Source organism: Chitinophagales bacterium, from assembly GCA_020636495.1.
Taxonomy (GTDB): domain Bacteria; phylum Bacteroidota; class Bacteroidia; order Chitinophagales; family Chitinophagaceae; genus UBA5543.
On sequence record JACJXQ010000008.1, the window covers coordinates 2,102,385 to 2,119,865 of the forward strand.

16 protein-coding genes and 1 other RNA gene are annotated in these 17,481 nt (G+C 42.5%); 11 read left to right on the top strand and 6 right to left on the bottom strand.

The window, feature by feature from the left end; all coding sequences use genetic code 11:
- The first annotated feature begins 177 nt into the window (after positions 1 to 177).
- Complete coding sequence (locus H6550_09230; GenBank protein ID MCB9046309.1) at positions 178 to 1,848, top strand: peptidase C45; 1,671 nt, start codon at positions 178 to 180, stop codon at positions 1,846 to 1,848.
- A 21-nt stretch (positions 1,849 to 1,869) separates the two neighbouring features.
- Positions 1,870 to 3,054, top strand: a complete 1,185-nt coding sequence (locus H6550_09235; GenBank protein MCB9046310.1) for a DUF2062 domain-containing protein — start codon at positions 1,870 to 1,872, stop codon at positions 3,052 to 3,054.
- Here H6550_09235 and H6550_09240 read toward each other — a convergent pair.
- Both H6550_09240 and H6550_09245 read right to left on the bottom strand, forming a co-directional pair.
- Positions 3,029 to 3,772 carry a class I SAM-dependent methyltransferase gene (locus H6550_09240; GenBank protein MCB9046311.1) on the bottom strand — a complete coding sequence of 248 codons (744 nt, stop codon included), beginning with the start codon at positions 3,770 to 3,772 and terminating at the stop codon, positions 3,029 to 3,031. The genes H6550_09235 and H6550_09240 overlap by 26 nt on opposite strands.
- 104 nt (positions 3,773 to 3,876) lie before the next feature.
- Positions 3,877 to 4,734, bottom strand: coding sequence for an RNA polymerase sigma factor RpoD/SigA (locus H6550_09245; protein ID MCB9046312.1), 858 nt, complete (start codon positions 4,732 to 4,734; stop codon positions 3,877 to 3,879).
- A 365-nt stretch (positions 4,735 to 5,099) separates the two neighbouring features.
- Between H6550_09245 and H6550_09250 the strand changes: the two genes are divergently transcribed.
- Positions 5,100 to 6,278 (top strand): acyl-CoA dehydrogenase family protein, encoded by a 1,179-nt coding sequence (locus tag H6550_09250; protein ID MCB9046313.1) that lies wholly within the window; start codon positions 5,100 to 5,102, stop codon positions 6,276 to 6,278.
- Positions 6,279 to 6,327: 49 nt separating this feature from the next.
- Here the strand turns inward: H6550_09250 and H6550_09255 are convergent, their stop codons facing one another.
- Both H6550_09255 and H6550_09260 read right to left on the bottom strand, forming a co-directional pair.
- Entirely contained in the window at positions 6,328 to 6,762 is a 435-nt protein-coding gene (locus H6550_09255) for a hypothetical protein (GenBank protein MCB9046314.1), read from the bottom strand.
- 177 nt (positions 6,763 to 6,939) lie between these two features.
- Entirely contained in the window at positions 6,940 to 7,188 is a 249-nt protein-coding gene (locus H6550_09260) for a hypothetical protein (GenBank protein ID MCB9046315.1), read from the bottom strand.
- A gap of 275 nt (positions 7,189 to 7,463) precedes the next feature.
- Between H6550_09260 and H6550_09265 the strand changes: the two genes are divergently transcribed.
- The 4 genes from H6550_09265 (at position 7,464) to plsX (ending at position 10,290) form a co-directional block, all read left to right on the top strand.
- Positions 7,464 to 8,366, top strand: coding sequence for a DUF58 domain-containing protein (locus H6550_09265; GenBank protein MCB9046316.1), 903 nt, complete (start codon positions 7,464 to 7,466; stop codon positions 8,364 to 8,366).
- Between the two features lie 147 nt (positions 8,367 to 8,513).
- Positions 8,514 to 9,086, top strand: a complete 573-nt coding sequence (locus H6550_09270; protein ID MCB9046317.1) for a DUF177 domain-containing protein — start codon at positions 8,514 to 8,516, stop codon at positions 9,084 to 9,086.
- Between the two features lie 12 nt (positions 9,087 to 9,098).
- Complete coding sequence (gene rpmF, locus H6550_09275) at positions 9,099 to 9,305, top strand: 50S ribosomal protein L32 (protein MCB9046318.1); 207 nt, start codon at positions 9,099 to 9,101, stop codon at positions 9,303 to 9,305.
- A 19-nt stretch (positions 9,306 to 9,324) separates the two neighbouring features.
- A complete protein-coding gene (plsX, locus tag H6550_09280; GenBank protein MCB9046319.1) occupies positions 9,325 to 10,290 on the top strand; it encodes a phosphate acyltransferase PlsX in 966 nt (321 codons plus the stop codon).
- Here the strand turns inward: plsX and H6550_09285 are convergent.
- The gene (locus tag H6550_09285; protein ID MCB9046320.1) at positions 10,287 to 11,051 is read right to left on the bottom strand and encodes a hypothetical protein; all 765 of its coding nucleotides are present in this window, start codon (positions 11,049 to 11,051) and stop codon (positions 10,287 to 10,289) included. The two genes, plsX and H6550_09285, sit on opposite strands and share 4 nt — an antisense overlap.
- Positions 11,052 to 11,057: 6 nt before the next feature.
- Here H6550_09285 and H6550_09290 point away from each other — a divergent pair, with 6 nt between their 5' ends.
- The 4 genes from H6550_09290 to rnpB all read left to right on the top strand — a co-directional run bounded on the left by H6550_09290 (position 11,058) and on the right by rnpB (position 15,692).
- Complete coding sequence (locus tag H6550_09290) at positions 11,058 to 11,708, top strand: alpha/beta hydrolase (protein ID MCB9046321.1); 651 nt, start codon at positions 11,058 to 11,060, stop codon at positions 11,706 to 11,708.
- Positions 11,705 to 12,235, top strand: a complete 531-nt coding sequence (locus H6550_09295; protein MCB9046322.1) for a methylated-DNA--[protein]-cysteine S-methyltransferase — start codon at positions 11,705 to 11,707, stop codon at positions 12,233 to 12,235. Before H6550_09290 ends, H6550_09295 begins: the two co-directional genes overlap by 4 nt.
- A 30-nt stretch (positions 12,236 to 12,265) precedes the next feature.
- Positions 12,266 to 15,145: an SBBP repeat-containing protein gene (locus H6550_09300; GenBank protein ID MCB9046323.1), complete on the top strand. Its 2,880-nt coding sequence runs from the start codon at positions 12,266 to 12,268 to the stop codon at positions 15,143 to 15,145.
- Between the two features lie 167 nt (positions 15,146 to 15,312).
- Positions 15,313 to 15,692, top strand: an RNA gene (gene rnpB / locus H6550_09305) — RNase P RNA component class A.
- Between the two features lie 67 nt (positions 15,693 to 15,759).
- Here rnpB and H6550_09310 read toward each other — a convergent pair.
- Complete coding sequence (locus H6550_09310; GenBank protein MCB9046324.1) at positions 15,760 to 17,370, bottom strand: T9SS type A sorting domain-containing protein; 1,611 nt, start codon at positions 17,368 to 17,370, stop codon at positions 15,760 to 15,762.
- Positions 17,371 to 17,481 lie beyond the last annotated feature (111 nt).

The window sequence follows — 17,481 nt, forward strand, 5'->3', positions numbered from 1 at the left end:
TTAGTAAAAAATACTTGTGATTTTACAACAAAACACAACAACTAAGCGAACTTGTAATAACTATTCAAACTATAACAAACCTTAACAATTCATGCTGACCGACCAGATATATTGTTACTTTCTAAATTTGTAATAATAGCCGGTAAGTGGTTCGGGTTATGCACTATCTTTGCATCCATGCACGTGATCAGGAAGATACTTAAGGTACTGGCTGTAATACTGGGTATATTCCTGGTAGCATGTATTGCGTTTTGCATATATGTTTATAATATTTCCGACTATCCACCACCGCGGGTAGCTGACAGTATAGACTATGTATATGGGAAAGAACACATAGAGGGTAGCTTGTTCAAGGTAGACGACAACTGGATACGCCGGAATGACCATGGATTGTATGAAATGTATGTCTCAGGCAGTCCCTACGATATCGGGGCGAAAAACGGATTACTCTCACAGCAACAGATAGTAGACCAGGAGATAGCTTTTACCGACCAGATAAGACAGATGATACCATCTGAAAAGTACCTGAAATTCCTGAAGTATGTAATTGGCTTCATGAACCGTGACTTACCCGAACATGTAACCGAAGAGTATAAAGACGAGATATATGGTATTTCCCGCGCAGCTACTGACTCTTTTAATTGGGTAGGGGACAAATACACCCGTATTTTGAATTATCATGCCGCACACGACATTGGCCATGCGCTACAGAATATGATGCTGGTTGGATGTACATCGTTCGGAGCTTGGGGAGGCAAGACGGAGGATGGTTCTATGTTGCTGGGTAGAAATTTTGATTTCTGGGTCGGGGACAAATTTGCAGAGAATAAGATAGTCGCCTTTTATGCGCCTGAAAATGGCAACAAATTTGCATTTATTACCTGGGGCGGTTTTGTCGGTGTGGTATCCGGTATGAATGATAAAGGTTTGACAGTGACCATCAATGCGGCCCGTTCCGATATTCCTTTCAGTGCGGCAACTCCGGTATCATTAGTAGCCAGGGAGGTATTACAATATGCGTCAAATATAGAGGAGGCGGTCGCTATTGCTAAAAGCCGCACAATGTTCGTGTCTGAAAGCTTTTTGGTAGGTAGTGCTGCAGACGGCAAGGCGATCATCATAGAAAAGACACCCGATAAGCTTTCTGTGTATGATGCGGAAAGTGACCATATACAGTGTACCAATCACTACCAGAGCAAGGAATTTGAACAGCAGGAGCTGAATAAAGAACAAAAGAACCGTAGTGCTTCAGTATACAGGTATATGCGTCTTCAGGAACTCATGGGTATGTATTACCCTCTGAATCCGCAGAAAATGGCAGATATACTCAGGGACAGGGGAGGCTGGCATGGTGCAGATATTGGTATGGGCAATGAGCTGGCTGTGAACCAGCTGATAGCCCATCACTCCGTTATCTTTCAGCCGGATAGCCTGCGTATGTGGGTGAGTACCGATAAGTGGCAGTTGGGCGAATACATTTGTTACGACCTTAGAAAGGTCTTTGCGCTGAAGGATATATCAAAAGACTTTAACGTCAATGATGTTGGGTTGACCATTGCGGCAGATAGTTTCATCTACTCACAGCAGTATGCGGATTTTCTGAGATTCAGAAAAAATAAAATGGCGCTCCTGCAGGGCAAACCTGTAGATACAGCAGAGGTCATCCAAAGCAACCCGATGTATTATGACGCATGGCGCATTGCAGGTGATTACGCCTTTATGAACAAATGGTATCCGGCAGCGTTTAAGTACTATCAGCATGCTCTGACCCTCAGGGTGGCTACTGTTGACGAAAAAGAAGCGATACAGAAAAAAATTGCTTTGTGTAAAAAGAATATAAAACAATAGTTTAGCATCTGTAATAGCGAGATGGACCAACCTGTTTACGAGCGTCGTTTTCTTGATTTGAAAGCCTGTGTGCTGATACCTACCTACAACAATGCAGGTACATTGGCTGCTGTGCTGAATGATGTGCTGAAGTATACCAATCAGGTGATAGTAGTAAACGATGGTTCTACGGATGACACTGAAGTTATCCTAAAACAGTTCCCTCAGATACACATCGTCAGCTATAAACCTAATGCCGGTAAAGGCATGGCCCTGAGGCGTGGCTTTAAAGAAGCAGTAAAGCTGGGCTATGAACATGCCATAACACTAGACAGCGACGGCCAGCACTATGCGAAGGATGTGGTTGAATTTCTTACTTGGTTGGAGGCAGAACCCAATTCATTACTGATAGGTGCCCGTAATATGGACCAGGAGAATGTACCCGGCAAAAGCAGCTTTGGTAATCGATTCTCTAACTTTTGGTTTTGGGTAAATACAGGTATACGTCTGCAGGATACGCAGTCGGGTTACCGTTCTTACCCTGTAAGTAAGCTGGCCAATAAGAGATACTTTACTTCCAAATACGAATTCGAAATAGAAGTAATTGTACGTGCTGCATGGAGTGGCATTGCAGTGAGGGGAGTGCCAGTTTCCGTTTATTATCCAAGGCCGGAAGAAAGGGTTTCTCATTTTCGGCCAGGTAAAGATTTTACCCGAATCAGTATTCTGAATACCATACTGGTGCTTATCTCTGTATTCTGGGTAAAACCACGTGATTTTATCAGGAATCTGTTCAGCCGGGAGGGTAGGAAAGTAATATACAAAGCAGCTTTTGGTACACCCGGTGAAAGCAACCATAAGAAAGCGGTATCTCTGGGTTTTGGCGTGTTTATGGGTATTGTGCCTATATGGGGTTTTCAACTGGCAGTAGGTATACCCCTGGCTATATTATTCAGGCTCAACAAAGCTTTGTTCATCATTGCTGCCAATATCAGTGTTCCGCCTATAATGTTCGTCATTATGGCATTAAGTGTAGCGCTGGGAAAATGGATGCTTGGTATAGAATCCATAATACCAGACTTTAGGAATATATCTCTTGAAATGGTAAAGGAAGAAGGGTTCGCCTTCTTCCTTGGAGGTTCAGTTTTAGCGATCGGCACAGGTCTTATTGTTTACCTGTTATCGCTTAGTATTTTACATTTTACACGAAAAGTGGACGTGCAATAGTATCATATTTATTAGCGATACACTCCAGATGAGCCCCTTTCCAGCCACCGCCTTCAGCTTTGTAGTACGAGATGTTATAATCATCGAACCTGCTTTCAGACATCATTTTATCCAGATCATCGTGTGTCATATAGTTGGTTACCCATCTTTTGTCTAAAGCCTCTTTGATCTTACCCGGCAATAATGGGTAGGCAGTTTCTGCAAGCCTGCGTTTCAGGTTCTTCCTGTCATTCAGGTCAACGGCAGTGAAGTATATGGCGCCGTCATCATTCAGCAGGCTAAACAATTTATCGCATATCTCTTTTGTAAAAGGGGCATGCTCTGCCAGTACTCCTATCGAATAGATGAAATCAAACTTTTCATTGCCGAAATCATAGTCAAATACACTACCTTCTATTAAGTTTATTACCGGGATATTCACCTCTTCGCTTTTCAATGGCGTCTCTGCAAGTTTCAGCATCGGCCCAGAGATATCTATACCAGTCAGTTCAACGGTATTTTTCAGTGCGTGGAAGTACCTGCCTGTGCCGCAACCTACTTCTAATACTTTGATAGGCCTTTTGAAGCTTGCGGTCAACTCCTGCAACAGAGGGACAAAGTGGTTATAGTCAGGCATATCTACATACAGGTCGTCAAAGTGCCTGTATTTTTCCGAATAGTCCTGGTTATATAAATTAACCGTTTTTTCGTCGCATATGGTATGGTTTGTATTCAGCATCTTACATTGCTTTTTTTGTTATTGTAAATATATCGCCGCTACACCACCGACAACAAAAAAGCCGTGGTGATTAACCACGGCTTAACAATCTTATTAGCAAATCATTAACCTAAGTAGCCTTTCAGAGAGTTGCTGTAACGTGCTTTTTGCAGACGTTTGATAGCACGCTCTTTGATCTGGCGGATACGCTCTTTTGTCAGGTCATATTTCTGTCCTATTTCCTCTATGGTAGGGCCATTATCACCCTCCAGCCCGAAATAAGCAGATAGTATCTCTGCCTCGCGTACGCTCAGCGATTTAAGTATTCGATGTATCTCGCTGCGTAAAGAATCTTTCATCACATCATCATCTGTCACGTCACCACCTGCCAGCAGGTCCCCCATAGCCACGTCTTCAGCTTCATGCACAGGAGCATCAAGTGAAGTATGTCGGGTATTAGTAGTAAATATGTTGGTTACTTCCGTTTCGCTCATCTCCAGGATGCTGGCCAGTTCTTCGGTAGAAGGTTCACGCTCATTAGCCTGCTCAAAAGCTATATATGCTTTATTTGCTTTGTTATACGTGCCTATTTTATTCTGTGGCAAACGAACAAGACGTCCCTGCTCAGCCAAAGCCTGTAAAATAGACTGGCGGATCCACCATACTGCGTAAGAGATGAATTTGAAACCTTTGGTCTCGTCAAAACGCTGAGCGGCCTTTATCAGGCCAAGGTTCCCTTCGTTTATAAGATCACTCAGGCTTAAACCCTGGTGCTGATATTGCTTGGCTACAGATACTACGAAACGTAAATTCGCTTTTACCAGCTTCTCCAATGCTACCTGGTCGCCCATGTGTATACGCTGGGCAAGGGTAGTCTCCTCCTCAGGTGCGATCATTGAAATTTTACTGATCTCCTGCAGGTATTTCTCTACAGCTTGCGAATCACGGTTGGTAATCTGAGTGGCAATTTTTAACTGCCTCATAATGGTATGTATTTAAAATGTACAATCAATTAATATGTCTTCTCCGGATTAATAGGTTCCTCACTTTAATAGACGGTTAAACTTTAAAAAAAGTTTGTTCGTATTTGAATTAATCCCTAATTTCATAATCCCGCAAAATGTGTTCCAACATTTTAGATCTACCGACTATAAAACACGCCAAAACCACTATTGTTCATTTAAATTCCTTTTCAGGATTGTGTCTTATGTACCTTATGGATTTCCTCTATGTCTGTATAGGTGATTAAATTCTGCCCCTTTCTCACCAATTCTGCCTGTAAAAGTACATTCCCTCTGTCAAAATAGCTACCTTTGCGCGTCATATTAACGTCAACTTTAACACTTTTATGCAGAAAGACCTGTATCAACATCCGGATTATTATCTTTTAGATGAATTATTGACTGACGAACAGAAGCTGATTCGTGATTCTGTCAGGTCATTTGTTAAAAAGGATATTTCCCCGATCATCGAGGAATATGCCCAAAAAGCCGAGTTCCCTGAGCAGATCATCAATGGACTGGGAGAACATGGTTGTTTCGGCCCATTTATCCCCCAGGAGTATGGCGGAGCCGGTCTTGATTATACTACATATGGTATCATGATGCAGGAACTGGAGCGAGGTGACTCAGGTGTACGTTCTACAGCCTCTGTACAGGGGTCCCTGGTAATGTACCCGATATATAAGTACGGAAGCGAAGAGCAGAAGAAAAAATACCTGCCTAAGCTGGCTACAGGCGAAATGATGGGATGTTTTGGCCTGACAGAACCAGATCATGGTTCAAATCCGGCCGGAATGACCACTAATTTTAAAGATGCAGGTGACCATGTGATACTGAACGGTGCCAAAATGTGGATATCCAACGCTCCTTTTGCTGACATAGCGGTTGTTTGGGCTAAGGATGAGAACAGTGACATCCGTGGTTTGGTAGTAGAGCGTGGTATGGAAGGTTTTACGACACCAACCACACATGGCAAATGGTCTTTACGAGCTTCTGCTACCGGCGAGTTGGTGTTTGATAATGTAAAAGTGCCTAAAGAGAACATATTCCCTGAAATAAAAGGACTGAAAGGCCCTCTGGGCTGTCTGTCAAGTGCGCGTTTCGGCATTGCATGGGGCGCATTAGGTTGTGCAATGGACTGCTACGACACAGCATTGCGCTATGCTCAGCAACGTATACAGTTCGGCAAGCCGATAGCTGGTTTCCAGCTTACACAGAAGAAACTGGCCGAAATGATCACAGAAATTACCAAAGGGCAACTGCTGGTTTGGCGCTTAGGTACGCTGCGTAACGAAGACAGGGCAACTCCGGCTCAAATATCAATGGCTAAACGAAACAGTTGCGAAATAGCGCTGAAAATAGCCCGCGAGGCCAGGCAGATACTGGGTGGTATGGGTATTACAGGCGAATTCAGTATTATGCGCCATATGATGAACCTGGAATCTGTAGTAACCTACGAGGGTACGCATGATATACATCTGCTTATAACAGGTATGGATGTAACTGGTATAAATGCCTTTAAATAATTGTTAGTACTCAAGGGTTAGTATTTAGTGCTTGTTTGAAGATTAACTACTAACCCTTCTTTTTAACTAACAATTCTATTTTATCCTTCTCGTTGACGGATATAGCAGCTTCAATTTTCCACTGATTGTGCTCGTCTAGTTTCAATATGTACTGATAATCGCAGTCGTATATTGCTCTTCCTTTAGCATTGCTGTATGTCCATGTAAGATTTACCTGCACTATTCGGTCTGTAATGGGTCTTTTACTCCTGATATCTGGTGTAGCCTCAGTAATGCCATGTACATTATAGAACCTCTTACTTTGGTTGATCAGGCCCTCCAGTTTGGCGGCAGTAGTATATACCAGTGTAGAATCGTCGGCTATGAAGCTGCAGGGTAGTGCATGGCACTTTGCCAGGTATTTACTGTCATGGTTGATTACGGCATTAGCATAAGCTTCAAAAAAATCGTTGATCCTGTAGAGCGGATGACTCTTATCCTGCATGGCAATTCCTCCTTTTGTTATGTATAATACAAAGTTAGGGTATCATTTTGCCACGACAATTTATTGCCTGATATATTTCTTTTGAGACGATGATAAGAGCAGGCATAAAAAAACAGCTACCACTTTGAGGTAGTAGCTGCAATATAAAACAAGTTATAACAAATGCATTTGAGAGGCCTAGTACAAGGCGCAGGTCTCAACAGTTTTTATGCCTTCTTTTTCATACTCACCTGAACCTTCTTCACATATCTGTTGCGCATTCTTCTTGGTATCGGTCAGGGGATATTCATTTATCAAAGTGTCGGGCAGCCCGGGCTGTCCGCTATAAGCAATTTCACATTGACATATATAATCCTGCGTGCACGAAGTTGTTCCAAATATGACAAAAGAAACAAAACCGGCTAACAGCACTGAGCGTAATTTCATGAATCAGTTATTTAACGGTTGAAGATAAAATGAATTTTCCACATCCACAAACACAAATTAGTTTAAATATGTGTTTCCTATGAATAATAAGGGTTAATTCTCAGGGTTTTATCCACGCTCTTTAACCTGCCGGTAATACTTCACACGTAGGAGCTGTCCCGTTTGTCCCGTGTCCCATAAGTGGGACACGGGACACTTGTATGAACTATTTAACAGTTTTCGTATCATGACAACAGACAAAAAGACTAACTTTAATTGTAGCATAAAACAGTAAGATGTTATTAGAACGGTCACAGTTAGACAACCTGGAACTTTTAGCCAAACAGGTAGTAGAGGGGTTTATTATTGGTTTGCACAAGAGCCCATTTCATGGCTTTTCTGTAGAGTTTGCGGAGCACAGGCTATATAACAACGGCGATCCGTTGCGACATATAGACTGGCGTGTGTATGGCCGTACCGATAAAATGTTCATAAAACGATATGAAGAAGAAACTAATCTCAGGTGCTGCCTTGCTATAGACACCTCGTCTTCCATGCTTTTTCCGCAGGACAAGAACAAGGTAAATAAGCTTCAATTCAGCTGTGTGGCTGCAGCAAGTCTCCTGCATTTGTTGAAAAGACAACTAGATGCTGCAGGTCTTGCGTTGTTCGACGACAAACTCCGGTATATGTCCCCGGTCAGATCTGCACAAAGCCATCACAGGCTATTAATGCATCAGTTGGAGGAAACCCTTAAAAATGAGAATATCAACAATGCCACCAATGCCGCAAACGCATTGCATACTATCGCAGAGCAAATGCACAAAAGATCACTTATTATTATATTTAGCGATATGATGGATGACCCTGACCATATAGAAGATATGTTCCTGGCATTGCAACACCTCAAGTTCAACAAACACGAAGTGATACTTTTCCATACGCTTGACGGTGAAAAAGAAGTAGAATTTGACTTCGATAATCGTCCGTTTGAATTTGTAGATATGGAAACAGGTGACAAAGTACGCTTGCAACCGCAACAGGTTAAAGATGAATATCTTGTACGTATGCATGAATTCAGGGCGATGGTTGAGAATCGCTGTCACCAGTATAAAATAGACTATGTGCCGGTAGACCTGAGTGAACCTGTAGAGCAGGTATTGTATGCGTTTTTATTGAAACGAAATAAATTGCTGTAATTCATAAGAAATAGTTACCTTTGCACCCCATTGAAGTTTTTTGACAACAATAGGCGCAAGAGACGAAGTTAAAGCGTAGTAAAACAGTTTTTTACACATTGATTGTTTTGTTTATTTAAACAGGCGGCAATGTAAAAACTTAATAAGATGAAGAACCACCGCGAATTTGAAATTGCCTGGCAAGGTTTGAAACCGGGGGAAAGTATCTTTGAATACGAGCTTAACGACAAGTTCTTTACAGAAAACGATCCAGAAAGGGACTTTGAAGCCCTTGATGCACAGGTAACGCTGCGTTTTGATAAAAAAAACAATTTCTTCTTATGTCATTTTGATATAGATGGAAGTGTAAGCGTACCTTGCGACAGGTGTGGAGATATGTTCAAGCTGAGGCTCTGGGATGAGTTTGACCTGATGATCAAGCTTACCGGAACCGAGGATGGAGAAGAAATAGACGAAGACGCGGACGTCGTATTCGTACCTCGTAGCGAAACTGTAATAAACTTTCGCGAGTGGATATATGAATTTCTAATGCTTAGCATACCTTTGCAACGTATTCACCCGCCGAAACCTGACGGAAGTGATGGTTGTAACCCTGAAACCCTTAAACTGCTGAATAAACTTGCAGTTCATGAAGATGACGCACCAAGGTCTGACATATGGAAAGGCCTGGAAGCTCTAAAGGAAAAAGAGAAAGAAAAAAATAAACGTAAACAGAAATAAATATTAATACAAATGCCTAATCCAAAACGACGCCACTCACAACAACGCAGTGCAAAACGCCGTACACATTATAAGGCAACTGCTGAAACCTGGAGCACAGACAAGACAACCGGTGAATCTCACCTGCGTCACCGTGCACACTGGGTAGAAGGTAAATTGTTTTATCGTGGTAACGTTGTAGTGGACAACTCCCCCGCGATCGACGGAGATAATCAATAAGCCTCACTAAACCTATTTGATGAAAATAGCGTTTGACATCATGGGGGGTGATTATGCTCCCTCAGAAGCATTGAAAGGTGTACAACTGTTCCTGGATGAAAATCAGGACCAGTCAGTACATCTATTGCTCATCGGTACGCCGGATACTAAGGTAGCATGCAACGAATTGCTCAGCTCTGCTTATAAGGGCCGGTATACTTATGTAGATGCTCCCCAGGTGATCGGCATGGATGAACATCCTACCAAAGCATTGAAAGAAAAGCAACAATCCAGCATTGCTATAGGCTTCGGCATGTTGCAGGCAAAAAAAGCAGACGCTTTTATCAGTGCAGGCAATACCGGTGCTATGATGGTTGGCGCTATGTACACGGTTAAAAATATACCGGGTGTGCAACGCCCGACCATTGCTTCACCTGTTCCAAGGATCGATGGTGCCTTCAACCTGTTGCTGGATGTAGGTATCAATGCAGACTGTAAGCCGGAAAACCTGCTGCAGTTCGCCCAGCTTGGTTCTATGTATATGAAGCATGTAATGGGGGTAGAGAATCCTAAAGTTGGACTGTTGAATATAGGTGAAGAAGAAGGTAAAGGGAATATACTTGCCCAGGCTACTTATCCGCTTCTTAAGGCTAATAAAGACCTGAATTTTGTTGGTAATATTGAAGGCAGGGACATCTTTACTACCAAAGCAGACATTATTGTTTGTGAAGGTTTTGTAGGTAATGTCATCCTCAAACTATCAGAATCTTTGTATCATCTGCTGATAGAACAGCGCAAGATACAGGACGAATTCCTGGACACATTCAACCATGAAATATACGGTGGCACACCAATTCTAGGTATAAATGATACTGTTATTATCGGGCATGGCGTATCACATGCACTAGCATTCAAAAACATGATAGAGGTGGCCAGCAGGAACATCAAGGTTAATCTGCAGGAGAAGTTGAAGAACTATTTTTCTCCTGAAGAAGAGCAGGCTTAATACAATACTTTTACTCCTTTACTTTCCATGTATTTCTTCACGAAATCATCAGCATGCACCAAACTGACACTTGAGTGGTGTTGATACGGTATGGTCAGCCCGTTGTGAATATCGACAAACCAGATAGTAGGTGTATAAAATTCGTCAGCGTATTCTGTCATTAGTCCCATAATACCCACAATATCATCGTTATACCAAAATGCTTTTTGTACCTGGCAGGAAGGCCCGCAAAAAAATACCCTTGTCCTGATATTGGTTTTTGTATTGATCACAGCGACCTCCTGGTCTACTTCAGCCTCGCGAGCATTAAGCACTCCCTTGTTGTCTTTTTCTATGATCCATGATGAACTGTAGCAATCTATAAAGGCAGAAGAGTCGGAGTTATATACCAATAAACTACCAAAGAGGTTATAGAATGAGTCTGTTGGTTTGAATGTTTGTATCAGCATTTTACCCGGAAAAGTATCCGTAAGCATGAAGCTGTCTATAGAGAATGTAGCATCATCCTGCTTATAGAAATCATCCCATGTTGCATATACATCACTGTTTTTTTGCAAGCTGATGGTGTCCTGTGTAACAACTGTGTTTGTTTCACCTGCTGTTTCACTATCTGTACATGCAGATAAAAAAACAGCCATACTCAACACTACAAACGCAACCTTAGTCATCCCGGAACCCATAAACGAAAAATTATACCACAATTTACAACCATTATCATTGATATAAAATGATAGTTGTGTTGTTTCAGTTAACTTTAGCATATAGACATGAAAAAAATCTATTGTTTAAGTGGACTCGGAGCAGATGAGCGCATATTTGTCAGGTTGAAGATAAATAATGCAGAGTTGGTGCATATTCCCTGGCCCGAATATGATGAGTATGATGAATTGCCATGCTATGCGCAAAAAGTCTCAGCATTGATACCAGGAGACGACCCAATTATATTGGGTGTGTCACTGGGAGGTATAATCGGTGTTGAGATATGTAAGATAAGGCCGGTAAAGAAGCTGATACTTATATCCAGTGCTAAAACCAGGAATGAGATGCCACCTTATGACGGGCTTTTCGGTAAGCTCGTCAAATCAAAAATACTTCCACCAATAGTCTACAAAACGCCTAACCAGGTACTCATTAACAAATTTGGTGCTGAGACAGATGAAGATGAAGCCATGCTCAGGATGATACTAAAGGCTACTGACGGCAGGTTTATGAAATGGGCAATGAGGGCTATTGCTCTATGGCGCAACGATACCTATGAGGAGTCGTTAACAGCACACATACATGGCAGGGAGGATAGAATGATAATGGCAGAAAATGTACATCCTAATGAGTGGATAGAAGATGGCGGACACATGATGATATTTAACAGGGCAGAGCAGGTGAGCTGTTTTGTACAGAAAGAAATTGACTCGCTATGATAACAACCACACATATTGAAACACCATTAGGCAAAATGCTGGCCGGAGCAACCGATGAAGGTATATGCCTTTTTGATTTTGAATTCAGGAAGATGATGCCTGCGATCAAGTCTCGTATTTGTACTTTTCATAACGATGAATTTGTTGAGGGGGAACATCCTAATTTTGAATTATTGAGACAGCAGGTAAATGAATATTTTTCGGGAGAACGGAAAGAGTTTGACCTGCCTGTAGTATTGAGCGGTACACCTTTTCAGCAAAACGTATGGAATGCTTTAATTGATATTCCTTATGGCGCTACACGCACTTATATGCAGCAGGCAAAGGTATTAGGCGATGAAAAGGCTATTCGTGCTGTAGCCCGTGCCAATGGTGAAAATTGCCTGGCCATTATCATTCCCTGCCACAGGGTAGTGGGCAGTGACGGTAGCCTGACAGGCTATGCCGGTGGACTGAAAGCCAAGAAATGGTTGCTGGAACATGAAGCAAAACATACAGGTAACTCTTACCAGGATGAAATATTTTAATTTAACATAGGATGTTTTTATATTTATCTAATGAATGCGACCCTCAAATTACTTGCAATCCTGTTCTGTTTATCGAGACATTGTTTTGCAATAGACACCAGCTTTGGTGACTATAATGAGAGCAGTATAGCCTTCGCTGAAAATAAGGGGCAGGTAACAGACCAAGATTTCAGAAAGAGAAAGGATATAGATTTTAAGCTGAAGGCAGGTAATGGTCTGAGCGTTTTTGTAGGCAACGGTGCGCTTCATTACCAGTTTTACCAAGCGGACACGAATAGCCAAAATGTCAACAACTTCAATTCCGCACCTGCTGATATTGAAAGTCCCAACTTCAATATGTACCGCTTAGATGTGGCGCTAATTGGAGCCAACCCTAGTGCTGAAATTATAAAAGAAGGGAAGCAAGCTTACCAGGAGTATTACTATACTGCGGGCATAGATGCACCAAACCAAAGGGTATCATGGTACGAAAAGATTACCTACAAGAATATTTACCACAATATTGATTGGGTATTGTCTGTAGCCGCCGGGCAACTAAAGCAGGAGTTTGTTGTTAGGGACGGAGGAAATGTAGCAGATATACGCCTACGATATGCAGGTCATAAATCATTACTGTTGAAGGAAAACGGTAAACTTGCTGTTACCACCCCACTTGGCGTAATTACAGAGGATGCGCCTTTTTCGTTTATTGATGATGGGAGCTCTGTCAACTGTGCATACAAACTTACCGATGATATACTGAGCTATACAATCGGCGACTATTCAGGTATATTGACAATAGACCCGGCTGTAACCTGGTCAACATATTTTGGTGCTGATGCACCTACAGGATTTGGCTTAATAGCAGATAGCTCAGGTGCATATATCTATTTGGGCGGCACTACATACTGCACTCAAAATATTGCTACATCAGGATCACATCAGCAGACATTTGGCGGTAATGTAGATGCATTTATTGCAAAATTCAATACATCCGGATTCCCTGTATGGGGTACCTACCTAGGAGGTGCCGGGCTTGATTATGGCGCTGATGCAGCGATTAGTTATTACAACGCCGGCAGTTCTGGCAACCATTATATATACCTGGCGGGGTATACAAGAAGTAAGACCAACATGTCAACCCAGAATGTATACAAATCTACGTTAAGCGGACTCGGGGATGGTTTTATCTCAAAATTTACTGACTCCGGAAAATTAGTATGGTCAACATATTACGGTGGACAGAGGGATGACAGGATATATTGCATGTCTACAGACACATCTGGTAAGATTTACGTAGGAGGTTATTCATACAGTTGGGATAGCATAGCTACACTTAATGCATATCAGGTGACCGGTGATCCTGATAGTGCTTCACTTGATGGCATGATAGCGCAATTTAACGATAGTGGCCAACTACAATGGGGTACATATTATGGCGGTGATAGTGCTGAAATTGTTACAAACATTGCTTGTGGCATCAATGCTATTTATTTTTCTGGGCAAACCCGCAGTAAAGATTCCATAAGTTCGCCCGGTGCCAGCCAGCCGGCACTCTATAACAAGTTGGATTGTTTTGTAGGAAAATTCACTACTTCAGGTACAAGGCTATGGGCTACTTACCTAGGTGGTGAAGAACTTGAAACACCTACCTCATTGGCACTTGACAGCAAGGGTAACGTATATGTTTGCGGCAGTACTACCAGCAAACTGAACATTGCCACAGGCGGTAGCCATAAATCACAATTAAATGGTACCGAAGGTGATGGTTTTTTGGCAAAGTATAACACAAACGGTCAGTTGCAATGGTCAACGTATTATGGTGGAGATGACGCTGATGTGATTAACACAGTAGCTATAGATTATTTTGACGACATATATGTTGGGGGTGCCAGTGCCACGATAACAGGTCTGACCACACCCAATGCCCTACAAATTAGTTATGGCGGGGGGGGGTATGATGGAATCTTATCGAAGTTTGATGCATCGGGAGCTGAGCTATGGACCTCTTATTTCGGAGGAAATGGTAGCGATGTTATCAACAGTATTGCAATTAATAAATTGGACATTTTTATAGGCGGTGGAACAGGCAGCTCAAATGGTATCGCATCTCAGGGTGCATATAAATCAACATTGATAGCCGCTACTGACGGCTTTGTTGCACTGGTGTGCGATACCACACTTGTATTTAATGCTATTTACGGCGCTCATGAACTTTGTTTGCCTGGAACTGATACGTTAGTCAGTTACTACAAAAATGGAAATTGGCTATCAGTAAATGGTAAGGTGTATATTGACAGTTCTGGATTTATAACAGCTATAAGTACAGGTGTGGATACCATCCTGCGTTTAGCTACCAATACCTGTGGAACAGATACTGCACGTCATGTAATTACCGTGCATACTTCACCCATTACCATGCACCCAGCTACATTGGCGAACATGGTGGGGGAAACAGCCAAATTCTCTGTTACCACCACGGGTTCAAATAATAGCTTTCAATGGCAAATGGATAACGGTGCAGGATTCCAGAATATTACTAATTCAGGACAATACAGTGGTGCTACCAGCAATATATTGACCATAACCAACTTAACTACACTGAATAGCAACCAGAGATACAGGTGCTTGGTAGCTGGTGATCTTTGTGATGCCATATCTGATGCTGCTGAGTTGCTGGTCTGGCCATCGTCCGTTAATGAAGTAGCAGCAACCTGTTTCGTATTCAGCCCTAACCCCGCAAATGATGTGATTACGATTGTTGGTCCTCATGTGCTTGAAAACATCAGGGTATACAACTTGATGGGGCAAGTAGTAATATTTGAAAACGCAGATACAAATCAGGCTGTCCTGAATATTCAAAACTTATCAAAGGGGGTATATATGCTTCAGGTGAATGGTGAGTATGGGGGTAAATTAGTGAAGCAGTAACAGTACTTTATATGCAGCATGTGCCAGTAGCTGTTAGCGGGCGATCCAAATTGATTATATTCTGAATATCAGTTATTTACAAAGAGTATTTATCCTTGTTCAGCCTATATAAATAAAGTCAATACTTTAACATGCTTACGTGCTGTTTTTTCGTTAATTTTGTATTAACTATAGATCGGGTTATCGCTTGTGATGCTTTTTAAAGGGTATTGCAGGAGGAAAGTCCGGACAGCACAGGGAAACGCACCACCTAACGGGTGGGATTGCGCCAAAAGTGCGATACAGAAAGTGCCGCAGAAAATAACCGCCATACTTCGGTGTGGTAAGGGTGAAAATGTAGGGTAAGAGCCTACGCATTAGGATGGTAACATCAGAATGGGGTAAACCTTGCGTGCTGAAATGCCAAATAGGCGATTGCTTGAGGGTGTCCCGCCCGATGATCGTGGGTTGGCAGATCGAGGTGTCTTGCAAAAGGCATCCCAGATAAATGATAGCCGCTTCCGGGCCATCGGAAGTACAGAATCCGGCTTACAGATCTGTGGTTGTTTTGGTTAATTGATAAGGGCAGCGGTGAAAATCGTTGCCCTTATTTTATATGGTTATTATGTATTTTTTTAGTGCTGTATGGTCACCTTTTCAGTAAATGTCCTGTCTGCTGTGTGCATTTGCAGGATATAAGTACCTACCGGGATATCAGCCACTGAATAAGGTTGTACATGATAGCCTTTCTGTGCCTGCTCTTGTGTGATTAACTGCCTTACCAGCCTTCCCTGTATATCTGTTATGGAAATGCTGACTGCTGCAGATTCTTGAAGGAAGTATTTCACATAAAGTTGTCCGCTGGCAGGGTTGGGGTATGGAGAGAATAATTCCTGTTTTGCATAAGCCGCTGTTGTCGGTACATCTAATGCTACAGGTGTTGAACCATCGATCACTTTAAACTCATCACCCGGCTTATAGTAAGCCCAGATGAAGAAGGTTAGCATCATCTCATCTGTAGTAGCCTCACCTGCCGTAACTGTTTTAGGCGGATTGCTTGGGTTGTATGGGTTGCTGGATGTATTGTCGTAAAATGCTTCTGAATACAAAGTGGTACCTGCAGGTAGCTTGGTTATGTTACGCAACATATAGAATCCTTGCCAGCTGAAATCCCATTTCGGAATATCAATGAACTTCAGCGTATCGCCATTCTTCACACCATAAGCATTAATGCTTCTGCCTATCAGATGCATATGTGGTGCAATACCCAGAATTGATATGTCTCCTACCAGGCCTGATATGCTGGACGATTGTGTATATACTTTTGTCTGGTTAGCTGGTATATTCAATCCTCCGGAAGGAACCATAGTACAAAGCGAGCCCAGATGGTTCAATACAGGATCTATTCGTACAGAACGGATGTTTGCGGTTGGCAATGACGAGAAGTAGAATTTAAGCTTAGTGCTGTCAACCTGCCCGGCAGACCCGGCAGGGTAGTGTATCTGCAATACTATATCAGCATTTTTAGGTATCCTTATACCAAAGCTGTCGGGCATGGTCATTGGTTGTGTGCCGGGCACCCAACCTCCTATCATGATAGCAGCATCGGTACCGGCACCACCAAAACTTACATATCCCGGACCGGGCGATTGTGCGTCTAAATTGGCACATATACCTGTAGTATCAGCATATACTATTACGTGGTGTACAATGTCCCTGTTCCCCGGTATCGCTTCAAATGCTGAAATGAATTTCTCCGAGGTGAGTCCGCTGGGAATAACGAAACATTGGTAAACATCACCGGTAGACGCGGTACTGGTAAAAGCCGGTATTTGGGTCACCAGGTCAGGCGTACCTGCAAGGTCACCATCAGGGTTAAAGGTAGGTACAGGCGGTGCAAGGTTTGGATCTCCCTGTGGAGTGCCGCCTGCTACCCAATCAGCTATTTTCTTAATGTCTGCCTGCGACAGCAAACGCTCATGCGCCAGCCTGTTATAATGAGCATCAGGCGGCCATGGCGGCATATATCCTGTTGTAACTGATGCAGATATTGATGTAGCTTTATTCACAGCTCCCTGGTAAGTCAATAGTTCAAAAGGGCCTATTCCTGACGGCCTGTGACAACCGGCACAATTATTAAACAGTATAGGTGCTATATCCGTGCTCCATTGTGGGGTCTGGGCGGTAGCATTTTGCCCCAAAGCAAAAAGACATGATGTAAGAAATAGAAGTAGTTTTGAATTCATTATATATGTGTATTTGGTGTGTAATTTAAGTAAAAATTCACTTATATGACCTTTGGCCGTCAGATATGCCTGAAGTTAAGTGCGGATTTGCAAAATGTTATAAACCCTTTA

Coding starts and splice junctions, on each gene's coding strand:
- H6550_09235 (MCB9046310.1), top strand. CDS start 1,870: ATGGACCAACCTGTTTACGAGCGTCGTTTTCTTGATTTGAAAGCCTGT.
- rpmF (MCB9046318.1), top strand. CDS start 9,099: ATGCCTAATCCAAAACGACGCCACTCACAACAACGCAGTGCAAAACGC.
- H6550_09260 (MCB9046315.1), bottom strand. CDS start 7,188: ATGAAATTACGCTCAGTGCTGTTAGCCGGTTTTGTTTCTTTTGTCATA.
- H6550_09270 (MCB9046317.1), top strand. CDS start 8,514: ATGAAGAACCACCGCGAATTTGAAATTGCCTGGCAAGGTTTGAAACCG.
- H6550_09265 (MCB9046316.1), top strand. CDS start 7,464: ATGTTATTAGAACGGTCACAGTTAGACAACCTGGAACTTTTAGCCAAA.
- H6550_09295 (MCB9046322.1), top strand. CDS start 11,705: ATGATAACAACCACACATATTGAAACACCATTAGGCAAAATGCTGGCC.
- H6550_09255 (MCB9046314.1), bottom strand. CDS start 6,762: ATGCAGGATAAGAGTCATCCGCTCTACAGGATCAACGATTTTTTTGAA.
- H6550_09300 (MCB9046323.1), top strand. CDS start 12,266: ATGAATGCGACCCTCAAATTACTTGCAATCCTGTTCTGTTTATCGAGA.
- H6550_09245 (MCB9046312.1), bottom strand. CDS start 4,734: ATGAGGCAGTTAAAAATTGCCACTCAGATTACCAACCGTGATTCGCAA.
- H6550_09250 (MCB9046313.1), top strand. CDS start 5,100: ATGCAGAAAGACCTGTATCAACATCCGGATTATTATCTTTTAGATGAA.
- H6550_09310 (MCB9046324.1), bottom strand. CDS start 17,370: ATGAATTCAAAACTACTTCTATTTCTTACATCATGTCTTTTTGCTTTG.
- plsX (MCB9046319.1), top strand. CDS start 9,325: ATGAAAATAGCGTTTGACATCATGGGGGGTGATTATGCTCCCTCAGAA.
- H6550_09290 (MCB9046321.1), top strand. CDS start 11,058: ATGAAAAAAATCTATTGTTTAAGTGGACTCGGAGCAGATGAGCGCATA.
- H6550_09285 (MCB9046320.1), bottom strand. CDS start 11,051: ATGCTAAAGTTAACTGAAACAACACAACTATCATTTTATATCAATGAT.
- H6550_09230 (MCB9046309.1), top strand. CDS start 178: ATGCACGTGATCAGGAAGATACTTAAGGTACTGGCTGTAATACTGGGT.
- H6550_09240 (MCB9046311.1), bottom strand. CDS start 3,772: ATGCTGAATACAAACCATACCATATGCGACGAAAAAACGGTTAATTTA.